The organism is Pseudobutyrivibrio xylanivorans (assembly GCF_008935055.1).
Classification (GTDB): Bacteria; Bacillota; Clostridia; order Lachnospirales; family Lachnospiraceae; genus Pseudobutyrivibrio; species Pseudobutyrivibrio xylanivorans_A.
Map to the genome: position 1 here is coordinate 1,179,210 of NZ_CP043028.1, position 25,143 is coordinate 1,204,352.

Consider the following 25,143-nt stretch of genomic DNA (forward strand, 5'->3'; position numbering starts at 1 on the left):
CTTTTAGTATTCAAATAGAAGTGCTGTTAAAATGTCATCATAATATTCAATCTGTTGTATATCATTTTCTAAAACAGCTTCTTTTAATTTCTTTATAATTTCATCAGCTTTTTTCTTAGCTTGCTCAGGTAGACCAGCTCTTCTACTTTTATATAACATCACGGTAGTCTGTATTTCACTGGCCTGAGTCCATGAACCATTCATAAAGTCATCCGTTAATTCTTCAGATTTTGTTTTTGGTGCGTCATATTTTAGCATATTTATAGTAGTAGACGCGTGCATTCCAGTGCTGACAATCGTTGCAGAGACTTCCAATATTCCATTTATATTGTACTTAAATGTCACATCTATGCTTTCATCTCCTGCTTTATTAGCAGGTATTCCATCAACTAATAATTCACCCAATTTTATATTATTCTCAACACGACCATCCTCGCCCTGATATATAGATAAAAGAACTTCCGTCTGATAATCTGATAGAGTTGTATAGTTTTCTGTCCTTGAAAAAGGTAAATGTGAATCTCTCAAAATAATTCTATCAAAAAAGCCTGATTCTAAACCAAGTGGAGTTTCTCTAACTACATCTACACCTAATGAATGGTTACATATATCAAATATAGCAATTGCATCATCACCAGAAATCTCATTTTTATTTATACCAGCCTGAACAGCCGCACCTAAAGCAACAGCTTCATCAGGATTTATTTTTCCCTGTATTATATTTCCAAAAATATTTTTTAGATTGGAAATGATAGCAGGTGTCCTGCTTGAGCCACCTACCGGTAAAACAATATCTATATCATCTGTAGTCAACTTTGCAGCATCTAATGCTTCATAAACCGTGTCCATTGACTGGTGAATATAATCTTCTATTAATTCATCAAACTTGGTTCTAGACAAATCCATTTCAAAATTAATAATATTCCCTTCCTTTTGAGCTAAAAATGGTATTTGTATTTCAACCTCATTTTGTGACGATAACGCTATTTTAGCTTTTTCTGCTTCTGCCTTAATTCTTCCTAATACATTTAATCTTTCACTTCCATCCACATCAGTGTATATATCAAAATCATAGTTGCTCTTTAGAGTTGATATTATTTCTTCAACTATTTTTTCATCAAAATCCTTTCCTCCTAATCTGTTGATACCTCTACTTGCTAGAACATCCAAAGAGCCAGCAATCATTTCCAGAACAGTTACATCAAACGTACCCCCACCAATATCATAAACAAGTATTTTGCCTTCTATTTTTATATTATTTACACCATAAGCTAATGCTGCAGCTGTAGGCTCATTGATAATTTGATTTACGATTAACCCTGCTTTTTCACCTGCTTCTTTTGTTGCCTGTCTTTGAGCATCATTAAAATTTGCTGGAACAGTAATGACTGCCTCAGTTATTTGTTCCTGCAGATACTGTTCTCCTACTCTTTTTAATTCTCTTAGTATCTCTGCTGATATTTGTACAGGTGTAAATTTTTTCCCTCCTAATACAACTACATCACCAGTTCCCATCTTTCTTTTTACTTCAGCTACAGTCCTATCAGCAGCATTAATCATCTGATCCTTAGCCTTTTGACCAATAATAATATTAAAATTTTTGTCTAAACCAACTACAGAAGGCGTTATAGAACTGTACCCATTTTTTATTACTTCTGGTTCGCCTTTATTTATAAAAGCAATTTCAGATGTAGTAGTTCCTAAATCAATACCTACAATTTTCCCCATAATACACCTCTATTATCGCTTGTTTACAACAACCTCTGCAGTACGAATTACTAAATTATTGTCTAAATCTAGATATCCCTTTTTCCTAACAGACAGAATTGTATCCTCCTGATAATTATCATCAAAATAGGTTTCAATACAATTGTGAAAATCAGGGTCAAATTTATCCCCAGTTTTTACTTCTATTTCCTTAATTTCCACACTATGGATTTCTTTTTTCAACTCACCTAATACCATATCTATCCCAGCTTGTATATTCTCATTGTCAATAGATTTCATCTGTAAAGCTAGAATATCTACGTTATCTAAAATACCTATTATTCCATTCTTGATATTTTTTATTCTTTGCTCAAGATACTCTGTCTTATTAATCGATGCAGACATTAAAAATTTTTTGTTACTCTTATCTAATGTGTCTATTTTATTAGAAATATCTTGTAATTGATTTAAAATCTCATTATTCTGAAGTATCAACTTTTCGCTTCCATCGCCTTCAAAATCAGAATTATTATTTTGCTTATTTTTATGATTAAATACTCCCATTTCATCTCCCTACTCTGTGTATGTAAACTCTTGTATTACAGGCCCTTTTTCACTAATCTCTTTAACGATATCCTCTCCTGCAATATCAAAGTCTTGAATTATCTTTTCCTGCATTTTTTCATAGCCAGCTCCATTAGCTCTTTTTACATAAATAAAAACTCTATTTCTTATCCCTCCGACAACTCTATCTGCAATTGATACCGCATGATGTAATCTCTGTCTAGCTCCATAACCAAATATTTTTTCAAGTTTATTTGCAACGATATCATCAAGCCAGCGCTTTATTCTATCCCAATAAGCTACTGCTAAGGCTGCCATTATCACACCTGCTGCTAAAACTAAAGTAAAACTCACGCCTCCATCTCCTTTCTTGCCTTCATTCCTCTAACAGAAATTGAATAAGCTAATAAACTTTCAACCCTCATAGGTGCATATGGAATAACCTCGTCTGCTTTTGTATAGTTGTAAACCATATCATCAAGTTTTGTAATGTCGGATGCCTGTTCCACAAAAGTCCCCATATCGACCTGATCTAATAATATTTTACTGTTTAACACCATAGCTACAATTGCACTTATACTTGCGCGTAAATCCTTGCAGTATAAGTATGCAAAATTATCAGCTGAATAATTTTCAAGCCTGTACCAGTGATTAAATTTATTTCTAGCGACCTTATTGATAATTCCACCTATACTTGGTACTGATTGGTATACTTTTGAATACTCTTCAATTAACATGCTCTGATAAGTAACCCCATAATTAATTTTGTACATTTCCCTAGCAAATAAAAATTCTAATTCCTTGATGCTAAAATCTCTTATGGTCTTAGCAGAAATCTCAATCCAATACTCATTCATTCCAAAACTTTCAATACCATAAAAAAAGTCTTCGAAAACAAAAACATCTGGAGAACTCATTTCCAATTTATCAGCTAGTTTGTTTACAATTCCATGTATTTCAGTAAATTGTCTTTCCGTGACTCTTAATGTTTTTCCTAATAAATCTGGTTTTTTCATTTTGATTTCTATTGAGTTATATATTTCATTTATATCCTCATCAATAGTCAAAGACTGCTTATATCCTTCGAAAGCTTCATCTAATCCAACTTGTTGATACATTTTCTTATCAATCATTAGAATGCCCCTACTGTAAAACCTCTAATACATCTTCAACACGTTCCGATTCAAAATCCATACCATTCATTTTGTAAGCTTCTTTAAGCCAAATAAGTAACTCTATATCATTTACCCTTAATGATGCTGCATACACTAAATGCAATAATCCTTTTTCGTAGTCCCCCTTATCTATCAATAAATGTCCATATATTTTGTTTCCAAGAAAGTATCCTCGTGTAATATCTGATTCTGCAAAATAGTGGTTAAATAAATCAAATGCTGCATCTTTAGCACCTTTGTTATAATTATCTAAAGCATCCATCAGTAGCTCAATTCTAAGTTTTTTCCCCTTAGCTAAGCTCCTGCACAATTCAAGTGCTTTAAAACTATTTACTGCATATGTAATCATGGACTCTTCTACATCTAATATTTGTCGCTTTATTTCATCTCTTTTTTGAATTTCATAATCTGTATTTAACTCACAAGAGACTTTTAACTCTTGCTGAAGATCTCCATACTTTAACTTCAAACGCTCTATATGTGCATTTATATATCCTTCATCTAAAAATGGACACTCATATATAACCTCTTCATTATCAATAGATAACTTACCTATCATGTCCATTTGTATTTTTTTATACGTGGCTAGCGCTTTACCTATCATTGCTCTTTTTCTACTCCTGCATCATATCTTGCAACAACATATCCATAAGCTTTTTCAATATCAACTAAATCAACTTGCTCTTTTTCATTTTGTAAAGCAATTAACGCGGCATAATAAACAATGTCTTTTATATCAGCACCTGTTATTCCCTTAAATGAAGAAGCCAATTGTTTAGCATCTATATCTCCCAAAGGAACTTTTCTAGTATGTAGCAGCCAAATCTTTTCACGTGCATATTCATCAGGTGCATCAAATTTTATACTAGCTAATAATCTACGTTTAAAAGCTGCATCATAGTTAGTGATTAGATTAGTTGTAAAAATAACTACACCTTCATATTTTTCCAACTCCATCAGCATTACACTTCTGGTAATATTTACACCGTAATCTGCAGCTTGTGTGATATTAGTCAATCTTTTACTTAGAAATGAATCTGCTTCATCAAATACAATGACGGCATCACTTTTCTTCGCCTCATTAAATACATTTGTTATATTCTTAGGTGTTTCACCTACATATTTAGACTCTAATTCACTATAATTTACTTGTATTAATTTCTTATTTAACTTATTCGCAATCGCCTTTGCACATAGACTTTTGCCTGTTCCTGCTAACCCATAAAAGTTTAAAACAATAGCTCTTCTTTCTAATCCAAAACCTGATAATCCCCATTTTTCAACAAGCAAGTTTCGATTTTGTATTGCAGATAAAACCAAGCCAATCTGATTCATTATGTCTATTGACATAATTACATCATCTAACCTTTCAACTGGCTCAATCACTTCAAATAACTGCTTTTTTTCTTCAGTTTTACTTTCTATATTTCTGGAAATGGTAACAACAGAAGGCATCTCATTATATTTCGTGCTGTTGTTATAGAGAACTTTCATGACGGAACTTAGCATGTTATCAATTATTTTCTTATCCAAAACTTCTTTTCTTCCGTCATAATAACCATACTGAGCATCTTCGATGACAAACTTGCAGACTTCATCTTTTATTTTGAGCTGCTTCTCATATGGTTCCCTTGTGATGTTTTCTTCATCAATTCTTTTCATGCCCATAAATCCCTCCTTAGGAGTATCAGTGTCTTGGATTTCTAGCATAATATCCATTGTATGTATTAATACTTGTGTTACCGTCCCCATCTCTCCAATAGCCAGAAATATATTTTCCCTGCCTAAAATGAGGTCGTACATAATGCGGATTAACATGATGTATTGGCAAATTGTAAAAAGTATTTTTTTCCTTACCACCAAAAGTATTAATCGCTAATTGTTGATATGATGAAGCACTATTTATTACATCTTCAATATTCATATTTATACCCCCGCTACAATCTGTAGATTTATATATAGGGTTACATTACTTTATTATAACATCTTTTAGTCATGTTTGCTACGATATGTTGCTTTTTGCTGTTGCTTTTTAACTAAAATGTATATAAAGGAGTAAAAATATAATGACTGGAGATAATTTATTACCGCAAAAACTGAAAGAACTCAGAAAAGCTCATTCTTATACACAAGATTATGTAGCTGCAACTTTAGGTATAGTTCGTCAAACATACAGTCATTATGAAACTGGCAAAAGAACTCCCAGCACGGAGAATCTATACAAACTTGCCGGTTTATATAGAATTTCTATTGATGATTTAATGCATATTGTGATCAACATAGATAGAAACACGTATTATGAAGCACCCTCTCCCTCTGATACTTCTTTAGAACTAAATGACTATCTTGAATATGTTAACTCACCTGTTAATGCTAACAAGCTACATAACCTCAGTAGTTTAGAAAAGGAACTTTTATTTTACTTTCAGAAGATATCTGAAGAAGATAAAAAAGAAATAATAGAATTTACTAAGATTAAAGCCCATAGACAATAGCCATAGTCACTTTATTGGCCTTGGCTATTTTTTATTGAATTAATCCTGCTAACATATCTATAAAAAGTGGTTTTACTCATTCCTAATTTCTTCATTAATCCAGTAGCATTAATATCACCTGCTAATAGACTACGATATTCAAACATGAACTCTTCATCAGACATTATTGATGGTCTTCCATAGTTATCCCAGTCTCCCCTAGCCTTCTTAGCTTCTATTCCTTCACGCTGTCTTTTTTCCTTCTTCTCTATCTCAGCTTGAGCAATAGCTGCATATAATTCAATTAACATATTATTTACTGTTTCCATTAACATCTGAGCCATAGAATTATCTAGTTTTGAAATATCCATAAGAGTCGTAGGTAATTCTAAAATCTTTACTCTAATATGATTATCTCTAAAATACTGTAGCTCTTTTAGGGTTTCTTGTTTATTTCTCCCTAAACGGTCTACCTCTGTGATAATTAATTCATCTCCCTCTCTAAGAACATCTTCCTTAAGAACCTGATATCGTGGCCTGTAGAAATTCTTACCAGTCTGTTGGTCTGTAAAGATTTTCTCCAATGCAAGATTATTAGTCTGGCAATATGAAGTAATCTCATTAATCCCCCTGTCTAAATGCTGTTCTCGTGTACTTGTTCTATGATATCCATATCTTTTCATAGTGAACTCCTTTCTGTTCCTAAATGTAATAATTTTGGTACTATGTTATTTATCAAGCATATATGTTCCTAAATGTACAGTGATTTTCTTTTGGTACGTTTCATATTTCATGTATGCATTTGGAAACTATTTTATTTATTTCACGTTTATAATATATTCATATATTAGTTCATATTTTTTCTATATCATATATTTAAATCCCTTGTATTTATTGGTTTTTTGCAGATGTAATTCTAAAAAACCTATTAATAAAAACTATAGTCATTTACACCTTATTTGTATCATTAAGGCACCATAACTATAGTAATGTGTAAAAAAATTTTCCCCTTCGGGGCACTCTGCACCTAACGGTGCTATATTAGAATTACTCTGTAACTCAATAGCAATTCACTATCAATTACATCATCTTCATTTCATTCACAAAAATGACACATTAAGAAAACATAATAAATCTACACCTAAGGAGGTAACAAACATATGAATATTCATACATTTGAATTACAAAAAAGGGTCAGTAAAGAAGACTTTGCATATTTGAGGGACTCACAAACAATAATAGGTCTGCATTTCGATAAAAAAAGGCAAAATTCAAAATATGAAATCCAGATATGGACAACACAAAGCTACAAACAACAAGGTTTTAACAAAATAGAATTAAATTTAATGCATATAAATGAATACAAAAATACTGAGATTAATGGAAAAAAAGAAAAAAAACTTTATAAAATTAAAACCATTTGCACTATCTGCATTTCTGTAGATCCCATTAAATTTTTTCAGAAAGATAAAACTATAAATATCTACAACTCAACTTGCTTTATTAATTTTACTGAACCATTCATCAAACAATTGCATTATGGAATATATGATATCTTTCCAACATTAGAACAATATAAACGTCTAAGGAATTCTTTATTTTTAGATGATTCAATAAAATGGTACGATTCAAACAAATTTACCGTTAAAAGAATAGATTATGCGTATGATGTATATTACCATCCTGATGATTACCTATACCTTATCAATCGTGGGCGAAATGTTCCAAGAACAAAGCAAAAAAAGTACAATCAAACAAAGAAGGTTATTTCTGATTATTTAACTATCCCTGCATGTAAACACCCTGTCTTCAAAAATAAGTCTTTTCATATAAGCATATACCAAAAAGGTAATAGGATACTCAAAGATAATCCTAATATTGATGAACAAATTGATGATATCACTAACAACCATTTTTTAAGAATAGAATGTCAAGCATTTACTCGAAAAATCAAAAGTTTAAATAATCATTTTAAGTTTGAAGATGGATCTGATTTACTTACACTTACATCGCCAGAAGTCGTACATTATATTTTTGAGAGCATTCTAAAACAACTAGATTTAACAGGTACACACCTCACCTATAGCAAAGCAAAAGAAGAGGTTGATAATGCAAATATTACAAATTATAAAAAAAAAATGTATAAGATTTTTTTATACAATGCTTCAAAACGTTTTAGTATTAGTAATCTCGAAAAAGCTGTTGAGCAAGGAACTGTAAAAGGTATAAAAAGGAAAAAAACTCTAGATACATATCGTAGAGAAATCCAATCATTAGGAATTAACCCTATAACGATACCAGATAATTACGAAAATATGACTCGCCTTGATTATAATCCTGAACTTGGTTATTGCCTTCCATGCCTCTATGCTTTATACGAGTCAGAATTTAATAAAGTAACAAACTACATAGATACAAATATTAAAGATTTAGAATACATTATCAATCATAGAGGAGATAGTCCTTTTAAGCCTTTAAAAGTTTCCCCTAAATCTCCAATAATTCAAGAAGGTTCTTATAGGTTTCATAAACAGCAGAACTCTTTATTTCAGGTAAACATGCTTCAAAATTATTTTTTCTAATATTTGTTAACGTACGTATCTTTTTCCAGTTAAGCACTTGATCTTCTTTTTTGATTTTGTTGTATGCCCAAATGACTTCTCTAGCCCAATAATGTTCTTGAGTTTCAGACCATTTTAGTATTTCTTCTTTACACCTTGGAAGGTTATCAAATCGTTTGTCAGGTAGATTTAATGCCCTACATACAGCTTTTATGGTAACCTTTCGAGGACGTGAAGTTCCATCACCATATATCTGCTTTGAACACTCTCTTACTTCAGGCAATAGCTGTGTATCAATATCTTCCCACTTCATCTTACTTCTACTCTTTTTAACTGTAGTGTTGCCAGATAAAGAAAAAGAATTTATAACTGCTAACCCTATACGTGTAACAATTTCTTCTGGTTCATCTAGTTCTTTTGCTATTTGCTTAAAAATCTTCTGATTTATATCATTTGGGACAATGGTTTTAAACAAAATATCAGGACATACATTTTCGAATACAGCCAATTGACAAATAAACGCATATGAAGCTTCTTCGCCATTAAGAATCTTTTGTATAGTACTAAAATTCATAATGCATTCACTGGTATTCCTAAAATAGTCTAAGTAATCATCGTAAAGAAGCCGGTTATTTCTCATCCAACTATGATTAAAGTAGTATTTCTCTCTATCAAGCCGAGTTTCTAATGATAAGCCTGCATTGTAATCTGTTTTTAGGTCAATAGGGCGATTAAATACATCAATCATATATTTTATGACTCTTTCATGAACATCTCCTTCAAATGGTGTTATTGGTGTTTCTATAGCTATCTCCTGTTCAGCTGCCACTAAATTAGGTGACCCATTTTTAATTTCAACAGAACTACTACATAAATAGCACTTATGCATAGGACAAATATCTACTCCAGGTATTTGATGAAATCTATGCCAGTACGTTTCTCCATAAGTTGTTCTATCTTCCTGAGCACATAAAGGACACCATCTGAGGCTTTTATTTTTCGTTTCTCCAGATGGTATATAAAGCCAGTTAAAATAATTACCTTCACCGTTTACCAGTGATTTAAAGGCGTTTTGTCGCCTCTCAAGACTAACAAATCTTCCATATGCAGGGAACATAGTGTGCTTTTCAATCAATTCTTCCATGGTATGTCTTTCCAAAAGAAGTTCTTTAACATCCATATTTAATGCATTAATAAATTCATGAACAGGTCTTGTACGTTTATTTCTATATATATCATTTGCAGCATCTATGTATGCAGCATAACCCGAATGCACATAATACCTAGCAAATAAACTGTATAACAATTCGTCAGGATATATTTCTGGCATATACCCAATCATTGCACAGACACCTCCTCAATAACCACAAAATCTTTAAGATAAGAAACTGAATCCACACCTTTGTCTTTAGCAGTTTGGATTAATTCCTGTAAGCTTGTATATTCATAGGATGAAATTTCTTCTTTTTCTGTATAAATAAAACTTTTCTTCTTTTTAGGCTTTGTAGTGGAAGTTTTTTTCGTTTCTAGATATTTATGCAGCATTGATATTCTTCGTTCATATGACAGTGATAAAATATTCATACTTAGCTTTTCTTCTCCTCCCAATATGGCTATTTCATTTGCATCATGGATGATTGAAACAAGTACTGATACGACACCACCACTATGGTCATATAACCACTGTATAATTGCTTCGTTAATATCTGTTTTGTATTTGGTGTATTGAAATGAAAATAATAATTCACACAGCTTTTTAAAATAATCATCATACTGTAAAACTGAGTATTTCATTCCTAATGATCTTCTTGCCAACTGCATTGCCTTCTCAAAGAATAATATGCTTTCTTCGGTTCCCACCATACAGATGGACACTCCTGAAATATTAATCAATTGAGTGATTAAATTTATTAACAACACTCCATTTTTATGACCAAATACATGTTGTATTTCATCTATGATAAGCAGGCCTATGTGATTTATACATACCTGACTAACTGTTCCAATAAGTATATCTGTGGTAACTCCAGCTCTCTGAGAATTTTTGTAATAACTTGTTCCAATATAATCGTCTACTGCTTTAAGAACAGATAAAAGCATGCCCTTAGGAGATGCATCAAATGGACACTGTACCTGTAAGCAGGGAATAATCTTTATGATTCCATATTCTATGACTGGCTCTGGTGCTATCAATTCAATTGACTTTTGTATAGCTGCAGATTTACCAATGCCGGAGGTACCAACAATGGAAAATGAATCTGAGCCTCCTATAATTCCTTTATATTCTGCCTTCCCCTGCATTACCATAAAATTGGCATTCTTTTGAATTACTGCCAATCTACTATTCTTCTTTTTTAGAGATAATGCTGTTGAAATATACAGCCTATTGTATATTTCTATAGACATTTCTGAGGGGTAGTATACCTTGTACAAATCAGTAGCAGCCATAAGTCTGTTAGCTGCATCTAGGTTTCTAATTGATTCATCATAATTAGGAATCATCTTTAATTCATTCAAAAGCCTCTCTCTGGACATTAATGCTGTAGGCATTTCCAATTCACTAAAGATCTTCATATAGTCCAGCCTCCTTAGCAAATTCATTATGATTTTTTTGTTCCTCACAACTCCGAACACTACGTATATCTTTTATTCCAAGATTCTTATGATATTTGCAATTATCTAGCATTACTTGAATACTATTTGCCAAATCAATATCTGCCTGCAAACGTTGTTTTTGCTCCTGCATAATAAGCTTCTTATTTAATTCCTGCATATTTTGTACCTGAGCTAAACTCTTACCCTTAAATCTACCTTCTATCAGTTCAAAACGTATATAATCTCCTTTATTCACCATCCAGACATATGCTGATGAGTCTGTATCATAAGCCACTATGACATCTCCACCACTTAGATATTCTTCTGTAAATGCTGGATTGTGATATCTTAACTTATTTACTATCATCCCGTATCTTGTAAATTTGCCAATTGTCCTTGGTAATAAACATAATGTTAATTTTTCTCTAGACACTGGTAATAAATTATCCTTTGATATACGCTTTTCGTAATTCCATATACAATTTGCATATGGTTTTACCTTAGCTTCAATCATTACATCAGTAAATGGATAGTTTTCCAATAAACGTTTGGAATTGTAATGTATTATGCATTTAAGGATTATCTTTGAAAAATCTTTCATAGTAAGAACTGCATCTTTCCTATAATCATGTGCACCTCTTTTATTAAAATCAGGTTCAATAACACCATAACCCTTAAGATATTTCTTATATGAGTTCTGAACAATATCAAAGAACTTCTCCACTGGTCCTTTCAACTCGGGTCTATATGGAGGAAGATTAACAATAGTAATCCCTAATTCAGATAACTGTTCAAATGCATAAGAAACATATTCTGCTCCTTGATCTGAAACTATTTTCAATGGCATTTCTGATACATCCCAATCTTCAGCACTAATATTTATTCCAAAGTCTCTACAATACTCTACTTTATTAGTAATAATGTTTTGACACATATCTCTAATGCTATAGATACCTCCTTTCCAACTCAGAGAATAGCCGTAGCAAATACCTGAAAATGCATCTATACAAGCAGTTAATATAGGTCTTCCAACAACTTGTCCAAATTCATTGACTAGGTATATATCACATACTGTAGCATCTACCATACCTGTACCAATAGTTTGTGCATATTGCTGGACACCATCACCTATACAAGGTCTTTTGTTTCTCTGATAAGCAGATAATCCTTCCCTAGAAATATAATAGTTTTGCATTTTCCTTGTTTTTCTATAAAAATACCTGTACTGATAAAAAGAGGGGTAACTTTCTACCAATCTTCCTTCACTATCACAATATTTTTCTTTCAGCATCAATGTGTATGCTGTTCGTAAAGTATTCTTTTTGTAACTGTAAAAATACTTATTTAATGACCACCTAATGTTTTTCTCATCCTCAGATAAGTCCTTGACATATTGCCTTTTCTTAGGAAGTAATATCTGGATATTTTGATAAACCAAATATTTACATAGATACGACCTTATACTCTGTTTTGAAACCCCATATTCTGTGGATATCTTCGTAATCAATTTATTTCTTGGTTTTATATCTCCTACAACGCAAATCAAATCAGCAATTAAAGCAAATCTTTGATACATAACTTTTCTTCGTTCTGAATCTACTGTATCTAAATCTTCAAAGCTAATATTTAGCATGGATGGTAATTCCTCTTCAGCAATTTTTTTGTAGTCATCTAATACTGTACATTTTATCCACATAGGCATAGTTTCTTTGATGCAATCAATCACAAGAATTCTGTAATCCTCAATTTGAATTACTCTATAAACATTTGAACCATCACTATATAATTCATTTTTCTGCATTTATAACAATCCCCCAATCCAAAATACCTCTATGTCTCCAGTACTCCCTAGATGCCTCCAATAACTTGTAAGTCATTGGTTTAGTTAACCTACTTCTATACACACATTCCCTAATCATTAATGTTCCATCTGACTTAGTACATACAAAATCTGTAGTGTAATCACCCTCAGCCAAACCTTCTAGATATACATTACATCTGAACTCACTTACTTCATCGTCAGCTGATAATTTATCCGCATAAGCCTCTTGCAAAGCATCATAGGTACGACAAACATCTTTACATTTTGGGATAACTCTCTTTGTACATCTCCCTTTAAAATTACGTTTTCTCATTTCCTGTTTTTCCTCCATTTTTTAGCATTTGATATCCGTAATCAAACCGATTCAGTTTTCCCAAATTCTTCCCAAATTTCTCCCAAAAACAATAACTAATCCCAAATTCATTTCCTTTCTGGGAAAAAGTATGAATCTAATAAATGGCTTATTTTCGAGCTTTATGGCTTATCACAAGATAATCCCCCAAAAAGATTACTATGTTCAGGGGCAATACTCTTTATCCTGCAAAGGGCAAAGTTCTTTATCCCCTTAAAACAAATAACACTTTATGGATTATCTTAAACTGGGTTAACCTTTCACTCTGGTTTACGGTACTGATAAATGCCTTATTTTCAAGGTTAATCAGGTCTTATAAAACAAAAATAGACCTTGGTCGAGAAGTTTAAAACGACTCAGACTCAAGGTCTATTTTTGTTTATTTTAAATTGTTGAAGAGTAAAGTTCTTTGCCCCTAAGCGGATAAAAAGCTTTGCCCTTTGTCATGTTTATTCAAGTTCCACAGTTCCAGGTGGCTTAGAAGTCAAATCGTACATTACGCGGTTAACGCCCTTAACCTCGTTAATGATGCGGCTCATGACACGCTGTAACACTTCGAATGGAATCTCAGAAGCCTCAGCTGTCATGAAGTCGATTGTCTCAACAGCACGAAGAACTACTGCGTAGTCGTATGTACGCTCGTCACCCATAACGCCTACAGAGCGCATATTTGAAAGGGCTGCGAAGTACTGATCTGGAAGCTTCTTCAAGCCTGCCTCAGCAAGCTCAGTACGATAAATATAATCAGCATCCTGAACGATGCGAACCTTTTCTGCTGTAACCTCTCCGATGATACGGATACCAAGGCCTGGGCCAGGGAATGGCTGACGGAATACAAGATATTCTGGTAGGCCAAGCTCAAGACCAACCTTACGAACCTCATCCTTGAAAAGGTTTCTAAGTGGCTCAATAATTTCCTTGAAATCAACATAATCTGGAAGACCGCCTACGTTGTGGTGAGACTTGATAACTACTGACTCACCACCAAGCCCTGACTCTACAACGTCTGGGTAGATAGTTCCCTGAGCGAGGAAGTCTACAGTACCAATCTTCTTAGCCTCTTCCTCAAATACACGGATGAATTCCTCACCGATAATTTTACGCTTCTGCTCTGGCTCTTCTACTCCAGCCAGCTTAGCATAGTAACGCTCTGCTGCATTTACACGAACAAAGTTGATATCGAAAGCTCCAGCTGGACCAAATACACCCTCAACCTCATCGCCTTCGTTTTTACGAAGAAGACCATGATCTACAAATACGCATGTAAGCTGCTTTCCAATAGCCTTCGCAAGAAGTGCTGCAAGAACAGATGAATCAACACCACCTGAAAGTGCAAGCAATACCTTTCCTGAACCAACTCGCTCACGAATCTCTCCAATAGTGTGCTCCACAAAAGAATCCATTCGCCATTCACCTGCTGTACCGCAGATATTACGAACAAAGTTGAATAAAATATCCTTACCCTGAACAGTGTGAAGAACCTCAGGATGGAACTGAATTGCATAAAGCTTCTTTGCCTCGCAGGCTGCTGCTGCGACTGGGCAATCAGCTGTGTGGGCAATTATATCAAAACCAGGAGCAACCTTGCTAATGTAATCAAAGTGACTCATCCAAACGATAGTGGATTTCTCAACTCCCTCAAACAAAGTTGAAACTGCGCCGTCAATAAATGTCTCGGTCTTACCGTATTCACGGACAGGTGCCTTCTCAACCTTTCCGCCAAGCACATGCATCATAAGCTGAGCGCCATAGCAAAGTCCAAGCACTGGAATACCAAGTTCAAAAAGTTCCTTAGTATAGGTAGGTGCGCCCTCCTCGTAGCATGAGTTAGGTCCTCCAGTCAAAATAATACCGGCTGGATTCATTTCTTTAATTTGTTCAAGCGGGGTACGATAAGAATAGATTTCACAATAGACGTTACACTCTCTGACGCGACGAGCAACCAGCTGGTTGTACTGTCCGCCAAAGTCGATAACAATGACTTTCTCCTGATTCATTGAATACTCCTTCTATGTAGTTAAAAAGTTTTCTAAAGTATAGATGAAAATTTCTATTTCTTCAACACTAAATATAAATATTTTCCAACAACCGTCCGATATGAAATATAGGATACTATCAATATGCTATTTTGAGGTTCGTTATGAGCATTTCCGTAACCAATTCATTATCGTTAAGAATATATTATGGAAGATACTCCACACTTGTAAAGGGCTCCCAACGTAATGACGCCACCACAGGTACCCTTTCCTATGCTGATTCGACTGCCCTTCGCAATGCGATTAGAAAACTTCAGGATTATGATTTTGAGGAATCTTCAGCGGCGCAGGTTCAGGAAAAGCTTACGGCATTCTGCGATTCCATTAATAATACACTTTCTTCCGCAGCGAAATATGCTAAAGGTAGTACTTCCGTTAAAAATGCAGTTTCAAAAATCAAAGAATTGAACAGTTCCTACTCTTCTGAACTGAAGCAGCTTGGCATCACTGTTAATAAGGATGGCACTATGTCCGTTTATGAATCTGCTGCAAAGAATTACAGTCGCGAGCGCTACACAAAATTTTTTGACAAAGATTCAAAGTATCTCAACAGTCTCTACGACGCAGCCACAAAAATAACAAGGCGTGTAGATGTACGCATTTGACTTGCACTTTTGCCTCATTTGCATTAAATTATCATAAGGGAGATGGGGCCATCTCCTTAATATTTTTTTGGAGGCATTATAAATGATTTTTGGCTCGTCCCAAAAAAGAGGACTAAAGATAATAATTGTAGGTTGCGGCAAGGTTGGTCGCACCCTCGTAGATAGACTTTCCAAGGAAGGCCATGACATCGTTGTCATTGACCAGAAACAGGAAAGAATCGACAATCTTACAAATCTTTATGATATTATGGGCATTCAGGGAAACGGTGCCAGCTACAGCATTCAGTTAGAGGCTGGTATTAAGGACGCTGACCTGATTATCGCCGTCACAAACTCAGATGAGCTCAATCTCCTCTGCTGCACAATTGCAAAGCAGGTTGGTGATTGCGCATCAATTGCTCGAGTTAGAAACCCAGACTATTCAAAAGAAATTTCATATCTTCAGGAAAAGCTTGGTCTTGTTATGATTATCAACCCTGAGTTTGAGGCTGCAAGAGAGATTTCATCTATCCTCTCTCTTCCATCTACACTTGAGGTTTCTTCATTCGCCCATGGCCAAGCTGAAATGGTTGAGTTCAAAATTGAGGAAGGCAACATCCTAAACGGACTTGCTGTAAAGGATTTGGGTTCAAACAGCTCTGGAAAGGTTCTTATCACTGCTGTTAAACGTGGCAATGATGTTATGATTCCTACTGGAGATTTCACTCTTCAAGCTGGTGATATTGTCTGTGCAGTAGGTGCACGTCGTTTCGCCCGTACCTTCTTAAATGAAATTGGATTCAAGACTCGTCAGGTAAAGGACTGCCTTATTGTTGGTGGCGGCAAAGCTTCTTATTATCTAGCAAAGCTTCTCCTCCAAGCGAAGATCAATGTTCGTATCATCGAGAGAAATAAGGAGCGTTGCGAGGAGCTTTCAATTGCTTTACCAAAAGCTACCATTATCAATGGAGATGGCGGTGATGAGTCCCTTCTTCGCGAAGAGGGCATCGAATATGTAGAGAGCTTCGTTCCACTTACTGGAATTGACGAGGAAAACATTCTCCTCACCCTCTATGCTAACCAGGTTAGCAACGCTAAGGTTATCACAAAGGTTAACAGAATCAGCTTTGACAATGTTCTTTCTCAGCTGAATCTTGGCTCTGTTATCTATCCACGTCAGATTACTGCTGAGTCGATTATCGCATATGTGCGTGCAAAGAGTGCTTCAGGTGATGGCAATGATATTCTCACCCTCTACCATCTATTTGACCAGAAGGTTGAGGCCATCGAGTTTAACATCACTGAAAAATCAAAAGCTACCGGAGTTCCATTCTCCGTATTGCAATTTAAAGACAATGTTTTGATTGCCTTTATCAATCGTAATGGAACAATCATCATCCCTAGCGGTTCCGACACCATCGAAGTCGGCGATACTATAATGGTTGTTACCACACACACTGGCTTTGCTACTATTTTAGATACTTTGAGGTAATCATTCATGAACAACTCCGTCATTCGATTTATCCTATTATATGTTGTAGGATTTTTAGGATTATTTTTGATGCTACCACTATTTGTAGCATTTATATATCACGAAAGCGTCTGGATATATTACGCTGCCGTAGCGCTACCTTGCCTGATAATTGGCATCATCAATAGCTACTGCAAGCCAAAGTCATTTTCATTTTACCTAAAGGAAGGTTTCTTCTGTACTGGAGCCTCATGGGTGGTTTTATCGGTAATCGGTGCCATTCCACTTTGGCTTACTGGAGAGATTCCTCACTATATCGACGCATTATTTGAATCTGTTTCAGGCTTCACCACCACTGGTGCATCCATTCTGTATGATGTTGAAACACTTAGCCATGCTTCACTTTTCTGGCGAAGCTTCACTCACCTTGTTGGTGGTATGGGAGTTTTGGTTTTCCTTCTCACCGTCATTCCACTTGCCGGTGGCGATGGTTCCCAGTTCAACCTTATGAAGGCTGAATCACCTGGCCCATCAGTTGGAAAGCTTGTTCCAAAGCTTAAGAACACCGCCCAGATGCTTTACCTGATTTACCTTGGTCTTTGTGCCTTGGAAATCATCCTACTCCTTATAGCAGGAATGACTCCATTCGAGGCAATCAATACTGGTATCGCCACAGCCGGTACTGGAGGATTCGGAATTTACTCAAGCAGTATTGGAGGCTTCAATGTAGCCTGCCAGTGGATTGTTGCAATATTCATGTTTATTTTTGGTGTAAACTTCAACTTCTACTATTACGTGCTGTTCCATCATGCCCGTGATGCCTTCCGTATGGAAGAGGTTAGAATGTACACCTTCCTAACATTGATTTCCATTGGAATTATCACTGTTAATACACTTAGTTGCAGCGCTGGCTTGTTCGATGCCCTTACAAAGGCTGCCTTCCAGGTTACTTCAATCCAGTCGTCAACAGGCTTCTCTACAACAGACTTTAATCTTTGGCCTCAGACAAGCCGTTGCGTTTTAGTACTTCTTATGTTTATTGGTGCCTGCGCAGGTTCTACCGGTGGTGGTATCAAGGTTTCCCGTTTCGTACTCATGGGAAAGGCTGTTCACAAGGAGCTTATCAGCTACATCCATCCAAGAAGCGTTCGCAAGACACTCATGGATGGCAAACCAGTTACTCACGATACAGTTCGTTCAAACAATGTTTTCTTCGGAACATTTATGCTTGTGTTCTTCGTCAGCATTTTTGTACTGTCCTTTGAAAACATTGATTTTTCAACTGTATTCACAGCTGTCATCGCCACAATGAGCAACATCGGTCCTGGACTTAGCATGGTTGGCCCAGCAGCGAATTTCGCATTCTTTACTGATTTATCAAAGATTGTTCTGATTTTTGATATGCTTGCTGGTCGACTCGAGCTATTCCCAATCCTGATGCTGTTCCATCCAAATATTTGGACCGACCTTTTCACAAAGCGTCGCCGCAAAGAGCTTACTAACGCTGGAAAATGCTTTAAGGATTAATATGAATAATATACTTATGAAAATGACTGATGCTTACGAGCATCAGTCATTCTACAATAACAGGAAAAATATTAAGATTATCGATTGCAGAGACGTGGAAGGAACCCGCTGCTACCTTGATGATATGGCTAAGTCTAAGCTTCTATCAAGGATAAGTGGCTTTTCCGCGGAGGGTATCCATTTCATCGACTCTGGAAACTATCACTATCTAAGCCTTCTTTGGCTGATGAAAGTTCAAGAGGATTTTAATCTTGTGCTTTTTGATCATCACCCAGACAACCAGCCTCCTAGCTTCGGCATGATTACCTCCTGTGGTGGCTGGGTGCTTGAAGCCACCGAAGTCTTACCTCATTTGAAAAATGTTTATACCTACGGAGTAGGTGAAGAAGTGCCTGTTTCCGAAATTCCAATCGATTTACCTCTTTATATTTCCATTGATAAAGATGCGCTCTCGCTCGAGGCTGCAATCACTGACTGGGATCAGGGTGATATGAGTCTGGACATGATGTTAGAAATGCTAGAAAGCTTATTCGAAGGCCGTAGAATAATTGGGGTTGATATCTGTGGTGATAGCGGTGAAAATGCCGAAAATGGCGCCAAAATCAATAATCAGACAAATGCAAGACTTTTTGACTTTTTATCCGAAAACTTTTAAAATGATAGTAGGTAAAAATTTTACCTAAAGCTTTTATATCTAGCAAAAATTCAAATGGAGGGGAACCACTATGTATCCAGTAATTACTATTTCAAGAGAATTTGGCAGCGGTGGTCATAGCATTGGAGAAGCTGTTGCAAAACAATTAGGCATTCCTTTTTATGATGGGGAAATTGTAAATAGAGTAGCAGTTGAAAGCGGTTATGCCAAGGAGCTAATCGAGACCCAAGGAGAGTATACTTCTTCTACTGCAATGTGGTTTGATATCTCGGCTGCTGGCACCATGTATTTCCAGAGCCCACAGGACGAGATTTTCATCGCACAGAAAAAGGTTATACTTGAGTGTGCAAGCAAAGGTCCTTGCGTTATAGTAGGTCGCTGTGCAGACTATATTCTTCGCAAGGAAGGCATCCGCTGCATGAATATAATGATTCACGCAGATATGGAGCACCGCAAGAAACGTGTATTAGAGCGCTACGAAAATATTGAGAATGTCAGTATTGAGAAGCGCCTAGCAAAAAAAGACAAGCAGCGTAAAACATATTACAAGTATTACACTGATAAAAACTGGGGTGATTTTAGAGAGTATGACGTTATCCTGGACAGTGGAACACTCGGCGAAGCCACTTGTGTAGAAACCATATGTAAATTAGCTGAGGTATATCCCGAATAAATAGGGAATTAGCTGAAGAGGCATCGTCATTTATTGGCGATGTTTCTTTTTTGTTTCAACCTACTTGCCACATGTGTCGGGCGCCACAATCCCTATTTACTACATATTATGTAACCTGCCCTGGATTGGTATCAGGAGCAGTGCAAAAAGCACGCCATAGAAAAGTGACAATACAGCTACTGCCATGTTTGGGCCAAGGACATCATAAGCTTTTCGCCATACGATGGCAAACACTGTAACAAATCCAATGATGCTAGAGATTACTCCACCCAGTATTGCAGCCTTTTGTGCGATTTTTATTGCATACTCACATTTAGCCACATTTTCCATAAGCTCACTTTCAGCAAGACTTTTACTTCTAAAAACAAGCTTAAATGCCTTAACAAAACTTCCAATCTGGCCGCCAGCTGCAAGTATAATTAGCTGGATTGCCAGCACCATAATAAATGATGGAGCATCCAGAAAATATACCACTTGACTGCCGCCCACAACCATGATTCCAAATAAACCAAGCAGCAACAACAGCACCCCTAGTACTAATCCTAAGATTTCCGCTTTTCTTGCCTTCTTATTATTCTGAACATCCTTTACCAAATCAACCATAATCTCTTCCGCCTTTCCACTATAAGCCTCAGCGTTCAGGCGTTCACCAGACAATAGTTCATTTATATTGATGTCCAGGGCTTTACATAGTTCAGGCATGATGCTAGTGTCTGGCAGGCCTTTACCTGTTTCCCATCTAGAAACAGCTTTATCACTAACACCTACTAAATCTGCAAGCTGCTTTTGAGTAAGCCCCTTGTCTTTTCTCATCTCAGAAATAAATGAACCTGTCTTCGTTAAATCTAACATGTGACCTCCTGACGCTTTACCTGTTACACCTTAAGGTTATATGAAAAAACGTAAGAATTGTACCTATGTATGCTAGAATCCATGTAGAATCAGACTCTATGAAAATTAGAATTTGTATTCCCCTCATCCGTCGACTTCGTCGACACCTTCCCCCTAGAGGGGGGAAGGCTTAATTTTCTTCCCAAAACTCAACCGCTCTGTCCAACCAGCCTTCTGCCTTCGTGTGGATGCCAAGGCCAATGCCGTGTGGAACGCCGAAATACTTCTCATATACGTGCTTTACGCCGTTAGCCGAAAGTGCAGCGTCAAATACATCTGCGTGGCGGCTAGCAGGCACTAGCACGTCCCAGGAGCCAGAATACATAAAGGTAGGTGGATAGTCTGCCTCGATGTATTTTTGAACATCAAGCATTGTGCGGCCTTTTCTGATATGGCGAAGGCCAAACATATAAAAGCTGCCTCTATTGCTAAGCCAAATTCCTAATAAACCAATCCAGATATTCCAATATGGATGATGTAGCCAATCGTTAACGCAGGTCCAAGGATAGCCTAAAATAACTGCCCCTGGCTTTGGAAGCTGATAATCCAGATAGCCGAACTTATGACTGGCAAAGATTCCTGCTAAATTACCACCTGCTGAAAATCCAATAAGGCCATAGCCTTCCATCTCTACATTAAATCTATCTAAATCATTCTGAATGAATCTAAGAGCTACTCCCAAATCCTCCATTGGAGCAAATGGCTCACAATCACAACCTGTTCTGTATTCTAATACAAATGCATTTACTCCCTTTCGATTAAGAGCTGCTGCCACAGGATATCCCTCCTGCTTTGTGCACAGATGGGCATATCCTCCACCAGGTAAAACTACCATAAAACGTTTGCTCTTTGGGTTATCTGCAGGAAAAAACATAAGCTTCGCATCACGTTTGTGTTTATCCCCAGCCATTTCTTCCATAGAATACACAGGGAACTGCATAAAACGTCCAGTAGTTTGTAGTGCCTTTAATCTGGCACGTCCAGAAGCCACATCATTTGAACGATGTTCTATGTAATACATTCTTGCAATTGAATAAAACGTAAATACAAATGTAAGAATAAGGTATGCAATTATAAGCGTGCGAATGGTTTCGCCAATGCCATTGGCAAATAAATATATGTCCTTCATGTTATTCTCCTACTTTTATTTTCCCCTCATCAGTCAGCTTCGCTGACAGCTTCCCCCAAAGGGGGAAGCCAAAAAAAAGGTGCTACATTAAGTAGCACCTTTATTATAGCATTTTTATCTATGCTTGAAAGCAACCTTTACATGCTGCTTTAATCCGTTTGGAAGAACGTACTTAAGCTTGTCCTCAGATGGAGTCATCTTAGAGCACTCTGGATGCTCACGGTAAAGCTTGATTGCGTCGAATTCGCACTTGGTTGTACATACACCACAACCAATACACTTATTCTCGTCAACAACTGAAGCGCCGCACTTGAGACATCTAGCTGTCTCAACCTTGATCTGCTCCTCAGTAAGCTCTACAGTCTTGTCGCGGAATGTAAGCTCTCCGTCAACTGTTGTCTTAGAAACACCAGGAATCTGACGTGGGCTGTGATCGTAATCACCAATCTTGAGGTTTTCCTTATCAAGCTCGATGAAGTCACGACGGTTACGTCCGATTGTAAGTGAGCTGTGTGGCTGAACAAATCTATGAATAGAGATAGCACCCTCACGACCTGCTGCGATAGCATCGATAGCAAAACGTGGGCCTGTGTACATATCACCACCAACGAAGATGTCTGGCTCGTCTGTCTGGTATGTAAGAGCATCAGCCTTAGGGCCTCTCTCGATAACAACCTTAGAATCCTTGAAGAGATCTCCGTAAACGCTACGCTGTCCTACTGAGAAGATAACGTGCTTACACTCTACAGTGATTGTATCGTTCTCATCATACTGTGGAGAGAAACGTCCTGTCTCGTCCTTAACACGTGTACACTTCTTAAGAACGATACCCTTTACAGCGCCTGCCTCATCAACAAGTACTTCCTTAGGACCCCATCCGCAGTTAAGCTCAACGCCTTCAGCCTCTACGATTTCGATTTCCTCTGGAGAAGCTGGCATGATGTCTCTGCTCTCAAGACAGAACATAGATACCTTTTCATTGCCAACACGTCTTGCAGAACGAGCAACGTCGATAGCAACGTTACCACCACCGATAACAACAAGGTCACCCTTGATATCGTATTTCTCGTTCTCTGAGCACTCGTGAAGGAAATCAACAGCTGTTGCTGTACCGATAGCCTTGTCACCTGGTACGTTTGGAAGGTTACCACCCTGGCAACCGATAGCTACGTAGAATGCCTTGTAACCCTGGCTACGTAACTCTTCAAGAGTAATGTCCTTACCAACCTCAACGCCACACTTAATCTCTACACCAAGCTCCTTGATGATTTCGATTTCAGCGTCGATAACGTTGTTCTCAAGTACGAATGATGGAATACCATAGCGAAGCATACCACCTGGATGATTGCTCTTTTCGAAGATTGTAGGCTTGTAGCCCTTAAGTGCTAAGTAGTAAGCACATGAAAGACCTGCAGGACCTGCACCAACGATAGCAACCTTTTCTGTGAATTCACCCTTCTGTGAAGGAACAATCTTCTTAGGGATGTAACGTGTTTCAGCCTTGAGATCCATCTCTGCTAAGAAACGCTTAACCTCATCGATTGCGATAGCCTCATCAACTGTACCTCTTGTACAAGCAGCCTCGCAACGTCTGTTACATACACGACCACAGATAGCTGGAAGTGGATTGTCCTGCTTGATAAGAGCAAGAGCTTCTTTGTAACGACCCTGAGCTGCCATACGAAGGTAACCCTGGATAGCGATGTGCGCTGGACAAGCTGTCTTACATGGAGCTGTACCTGTGTCATAGCAGTTGATTCTGTTAGTGTCACGATAGTTATCGTTCCACTCGTCAGTAGACCACTTGCGCTCTGTAGGAAGTACCTGCTTTGGATACTCAACCTGCTTACCATCAGCTGTGCAAAGCTTCTGACCAAGCTTAACAGCACCTGCTGGACAGTTCTCAACACACTTACCACAAGCTACACAGTCCTCTGCTGTAACGTGAGCAACATAAGCTGAACGTGACATATTAGGAGTGTTGAAAAGCTGTGATGTACGAAGTGCGTAACATACATTTACATTACAGTTACAGATAGCGAAGATTTTGTTCTCGCCATCGATATTTGTGATCTGGTGAACGAAGCCGTTGTCCTCAGCCTGCTTGAAAATCTCAAGAGCCTCTTCGCGAGTGATGTAAACACCACCCTTGTTTGTCTCAACAACGTAGTCTGCCATATCACCAACTGCGATACACCAACCCTCTGGATCGTCAGCGCAGCCTTCGTCATATGTCTTTCTAGAAAGACGGCATGAACAAGGTGACTTAGCATACTTTCCTTCGTATTTATCGAGCCAGTAAGAAATCTTCTCAAGACCGATTGCTTCCTGCTCCATTGAAATAGCGTCCTCTACAGGGATAACGTGCATACCGATACCAGCGCCTCCTGGTGGTACCATGTGTGTAAGTCCCTCAAGTGGAAGACGGCTCATACGCTCAAAGAAACGTCCCATCTCAGGATGCTCAGCAAGGAAATCCTGATTCATGTTAGAAAACTCTGCAGAACCTGGAACGAACATAGGAAGAACCCACTGCTTCTCGTGAGCTTCGTTCTCGTAGTTCCACTCTAAAAGACCAGTCCAGCTAGCCTTCTCTAATCTCTCTTCAAGAGTCTTCTCATCAAGACCTGTGATTTCAAGAAGCTGCTTGAAAGTCTTTGGCTTTCTAATGCCACCCATAGAAAGTGCAAGCTCTGCAATTTCCTTTGTAGGTGCAAGATTTGCAACAGCCCAGTACTCTGGGTCATACTTTGTAATCTTCTGGAGACCAAGCTTAATCTTTGCACGGTCTGTGATTACCTTTCCAAGCTTAAGAATCTCTGGACGAAGATCCTCATCCTTAAGGTCGTTTACCCAATCTGGATAAAAATCGCCCAAGTTATCTGGTCCAATTCCCATATTAGTTATTTCCTCCTTTTAACTAAACA

23 protein-coding genes are annotated in these 25,143 nt (G+C 37.1%); 7 read left to right on the plus strand and 16 right to left on the minus strand.

From position 1 onward, the window contains the following. Positions 1-3 precede the first annotated feature (3 nt). The 7 genes from FXF36_RS05470 to FXF36_RS16235 are packed head-to-tail and all read right to left on the minus strand — an operon-like array spanning position 4 to position 5,370. Positions 4-1,728 (minus strand): Hsp70 family protein, encoded by a 1,725-nt coding sequence (locus FXF36_RS05470; protein WP_151622831.1) that lies wholly within the window; start codon positions 1,726-1,728, stop codon positions 4-6. Between the two features lie 12 nt (positions 1,729-1,740). Next, positions 1,741-2,271 carry a nucleotide exchange factor GrpE gene (locus FXF36_RS05475; RefSeq protein ID WP_151622832.1) on the minus strand — a complete coding sequence of 177 codons (531 nt, stop codon included), beginning with the start codon at positions 2,269-2,271 and terminating at the stop codon, positions 1,741-1,743. Between the two features lie 9 nt (positions 2,272-2,280). Then, positions 2,281-2,625, minus strand: a complete 345-nt coding sequence (locus FXF36_RS05480; RefSeq protein ID WP_151622833.1) for a hypothetical protein — start codon at positions 2,623-2,625, stop codon at positions 2,281-2,283. Next, positions 2,622-3,404, minus strand: a complete 783-nt coding sequence (locus FXF36_RS05485) for a M48 family metallopeptidase (protein ID WP_151622834.1) — start codon at positions 3,402-3,404, stop codon at positions 2,622-2,624. The genes FXF36_RS05480 and FXF36_RS05485 overlap by 4 nt, the downstream gene beginning before the upstream one ends. 10 nt (positions 3,405-3,414) lie before the next feature. Beyond that, positions 3,415-4,050, minus strand: coding sequence for a hypothetical protein (locus FXF36_RS05490; RefSeq protein ID WP_167511296.1), 636 nt, complete (start codon positions 4,048-4,050; stop codon positions 3,415-3,417). Then, the gene (locus FXF36_RS05495; RefSeq protein ID WP_167511297.1) at positions 4,047-5,108 is read right to left on the minus strand and encodes an ATP-binding protein; all 1,062 of its coding nucleotides are present in this window, start codon (positions 5,106-5,108) and stop codon (positions 4,047-4,049) included. Before FXF36_RS05495 ends, FXF36_RS05490 begins: the two co-directional genes overlap by 4 nt. 25 nt (positions 5,109-5,133) lie before the next feature. Next, positions 5,134-5,370, minus strand: coding sequence for a hypothetical protein (locus FXF36_RS16235; protein ID WP_167511298.1), 237 nt, complete (start codon positions 5,368-5,370; stop codon positions 5,134-5,136). 142 nt (positions 5,371-5,512) lie between these two features. Here FXF36_RS16235 and FXF36_RS05500 point away from each other — a divergent pair, with 142 nt between their 5' ends. Further along, positions 5,513-5,941, plus strand: coding sequence for a helix-turn-helix domain-containing protein (locus FXF36_RS05500; protein ID WP_151622837.1), 429 nt, complete (start codon positions 5,513-5,515; stop codon positions 5,939-5,941). A gap of 11 nt (positions 5,942-5,952) precedes the next feature. On the opposite strand, the gene FXF36_RS05505 is transcribed toward FXF36_RS05500, so the two are convergent. Then, the gene (locus tag FXF36_RS05505; RefSeq protein ID WP_151622838.1) at positions 5,953-6,603 is read right to left on the minus strand and encodes a recombinase family protein; all 651 of its coding nucleotides are present in this window, start codon (positions 6,601-6,603) and stop codon (positions 5,953-5,955) included. Positions 6,604-7,080: 477 nt separating this feature from the next. Between FXF36_RS05505 and FXF36_RS05510 the strand changes: the two genes are divergently transcribed. After that, positions 7,081-8,502 carry a hypothetical protein gene (locus tag FXF36_RS05510; protein ID WP_151622839.1) on the plus strand — a complete coding sequence of 474 codons (1,422 nt, stop codon included), beginning with the start codon at positions 7,081-7,083 and terminating at the stop codon, positions 8,500-8,502. Here the strand turns inward: FXF36_RS05510 and FXF36_RS05515 are convergent. The 5 genes from FXF36_RS05515 to guaA all read right to left on the minus strand — a co-directional run bounded on the left by FXF36_RS05515 (position 8,408) and on the right by guaA (position 15,247). Further along, positions 8,408-9,823 (minus strand): TniQ family protein, encoded by a 1,416-nt coding sequence (locus tag FXF36_RS05515; protein WP_151622840.1) that lies wholly within the window; start codon positions 9,821-9,823, stop codon positions 8,408-8,410. The genes FXF36_RS05510 and FXF36_RS05515 overlap by 95 nt on opposite strands. Beyond that, positions 9,820-11,055, minus strand: coding sequence for a TniB family NTP-binding protein (locus FXF36_RS05520; protein ID WP_151622841.1), 1,236 nt, complete (start codon positions 11,053-11,055; stop codon positions 9,820-9,822). Before FXF36_RS05520 ends, FXF36_RS05515 begins: the two co-directional genes overlap by 4 nt. Beyond that, complete coding sequence (locus tag FXF36_RS05525) at positions 11,042-12,877, minus strand: integrase catalytic domain-containing protein (RefSeq protein ID WP_151622842.1); 1,836 nt, start codon at positions 12,875-12,877, stop codon at positions 11,042-11,044. Before FXF36_RS05525 ends, FXF36_RS05520 begins: the two co-directional genes overlap by 14 nt. Continuing rightward, positions 12,864-13,211 (minus strand): PDDEXK family nuclease, encoded by a 348-nt coding sequence (locus tag FXF36_RS05530; RefSeq protein WP_151622843.1) that lies wholly within the window; start codon positions 13,209-13,211, stop codon positions 12,864-12,866. Before FXF36_RS05530 ends, FXF36_RS05525 begins: the two co-directional genes overlap by 14 nt. 488 nt (positions 13,212-13,699) lie before the next feature. Beyond that, the gene (gene guaA, locus FXF36_RS05535) at positions 13,700-15,247 is read right to left on the minus strand and encodes a glutamine-hydrolyzing GMP synthase (protein ID WP_151622844.1); all 1,548 of its coding nucleotides are present in this window, start codon (positions 15,245-15,247) and stop codon (positions 13,700-13,702) included. 143 nt (positions 15,248-15,390) lie between these two features. Here guaA and FXF36_RS05540 point away from each other — a divergent pair, with 143 nt between their 5' ends. The 5 genes from FXF36_RS05540 to FXF36_RS05560 all read left to right on the plus strand — a co-directional run bounded on the left by FXF36_RS05540 (position 15,391) and on the right by FXF36_RS05560 (position 20,196). After that, positions 15,391-15,891 (plus strand): hypothetical protein, encoded by a 501-nt coding sequence (locus tag FXF36_RS05540; RefSeq protein WP_151622845.1) that lies wholly within the window; start codon positions 15,391-15,393, stop codon positions 15,889-15,891. Positions 15,892-15,973: 82 nt separating this feature from the next. Next, positions 15,974-17,362 carry a Trk system potassium transporter TrkA gene (trkA, locus tag FXF36_RS05545; protein ID WP_151622846.1) on the plus strand — a complete coding sequence of 463 codons (1,389 nt, stop codon included), beginning with the start codon at positions 15,974-15,976 and terminating at the stop codon, positions 17,360-17,362. A 6-nt stretch (positions 17,363-17,368) separates the two neighbouring features. Beyond that, positions 17,369-18,868, plus strand: coding sequence for a TrkH family potassium uptake protein (locus FXF36_RS05550; protein WP_151622847.1), 1,500 nt, complete (start codon positions 17,369-17,371; stop codon positions 18,866-18,868). 1 nt (position 18,869) lies between these two features. After that, positions 18,870-19,523: an arginase family protein gene (locus FXF36_RS05555; protein WP_151622848.1), complete on the plus strand. Its 654-nt coding sequence runs from the start codon at positions 18,870-18,872 to the stop codon at positions 19,521-19,523. A 70-nt stretch (positions 19,524-19,593) separates the two neighbouring features. Beyond that, positions 19,594-20,196 (plus strand): cytidylate kinase-like family protein, encoded by a 603-nt coding sequence (locus tag FXF36_RS05560; protein ID WP_151622849.1) that lies wholly within the window; start codon positions 19,594-19,596, stop codon positions 20,194-20,196. Between the two features lie 99 nt (positions 20,197-20,295). Here FXF36_RS05560 and FXF36_RS05565 read toward each other — a convergent pair whose 3' ends face one another. From FXF36_RS05565 to FXF36_RS05575, 3 genes are all read right to left on the minus strand, one after another. Continuing rightward, positions 20,296-21,048, minus strand: a complete 753-nt coding sequence (locus FXF36_RS05565) for a helix-turn-helix domain-containing protein (RefSeq protein ID WP_151622850.1) — start codon at positions 21,046-21,048, stop codon at positions 20,296-20,298. 169 nt (positions 21,049-21,217) lie between these two features. Further along, positions 21,218-22,216 (minus strand): alpha/beta hydrolase, encoded by a 999-nt coding sequence (locus FXF36_RS05570; protein ID WP_151622851.1) that lies wholly within the window; start codon positions 22,214-22,216, stop codon positions 21,218-21,220. A 114-nt stretch (positions 22,217-22,330) separates the two neighbouring features. Beyond that, on the minus strand, positions 22,331-25,114 hold the full coding sequence (locus tag FXF36_RS05575) for an FAD-dependent oxidoreductase (protein WP_174819721.1): 2,784 nt from the start codon (positions 25,112-25,114) through the stop codon (positions 22,331-22,333). Between the last annotated feature and the right edge of the window lie 29 nt (positions 25,115-25,143).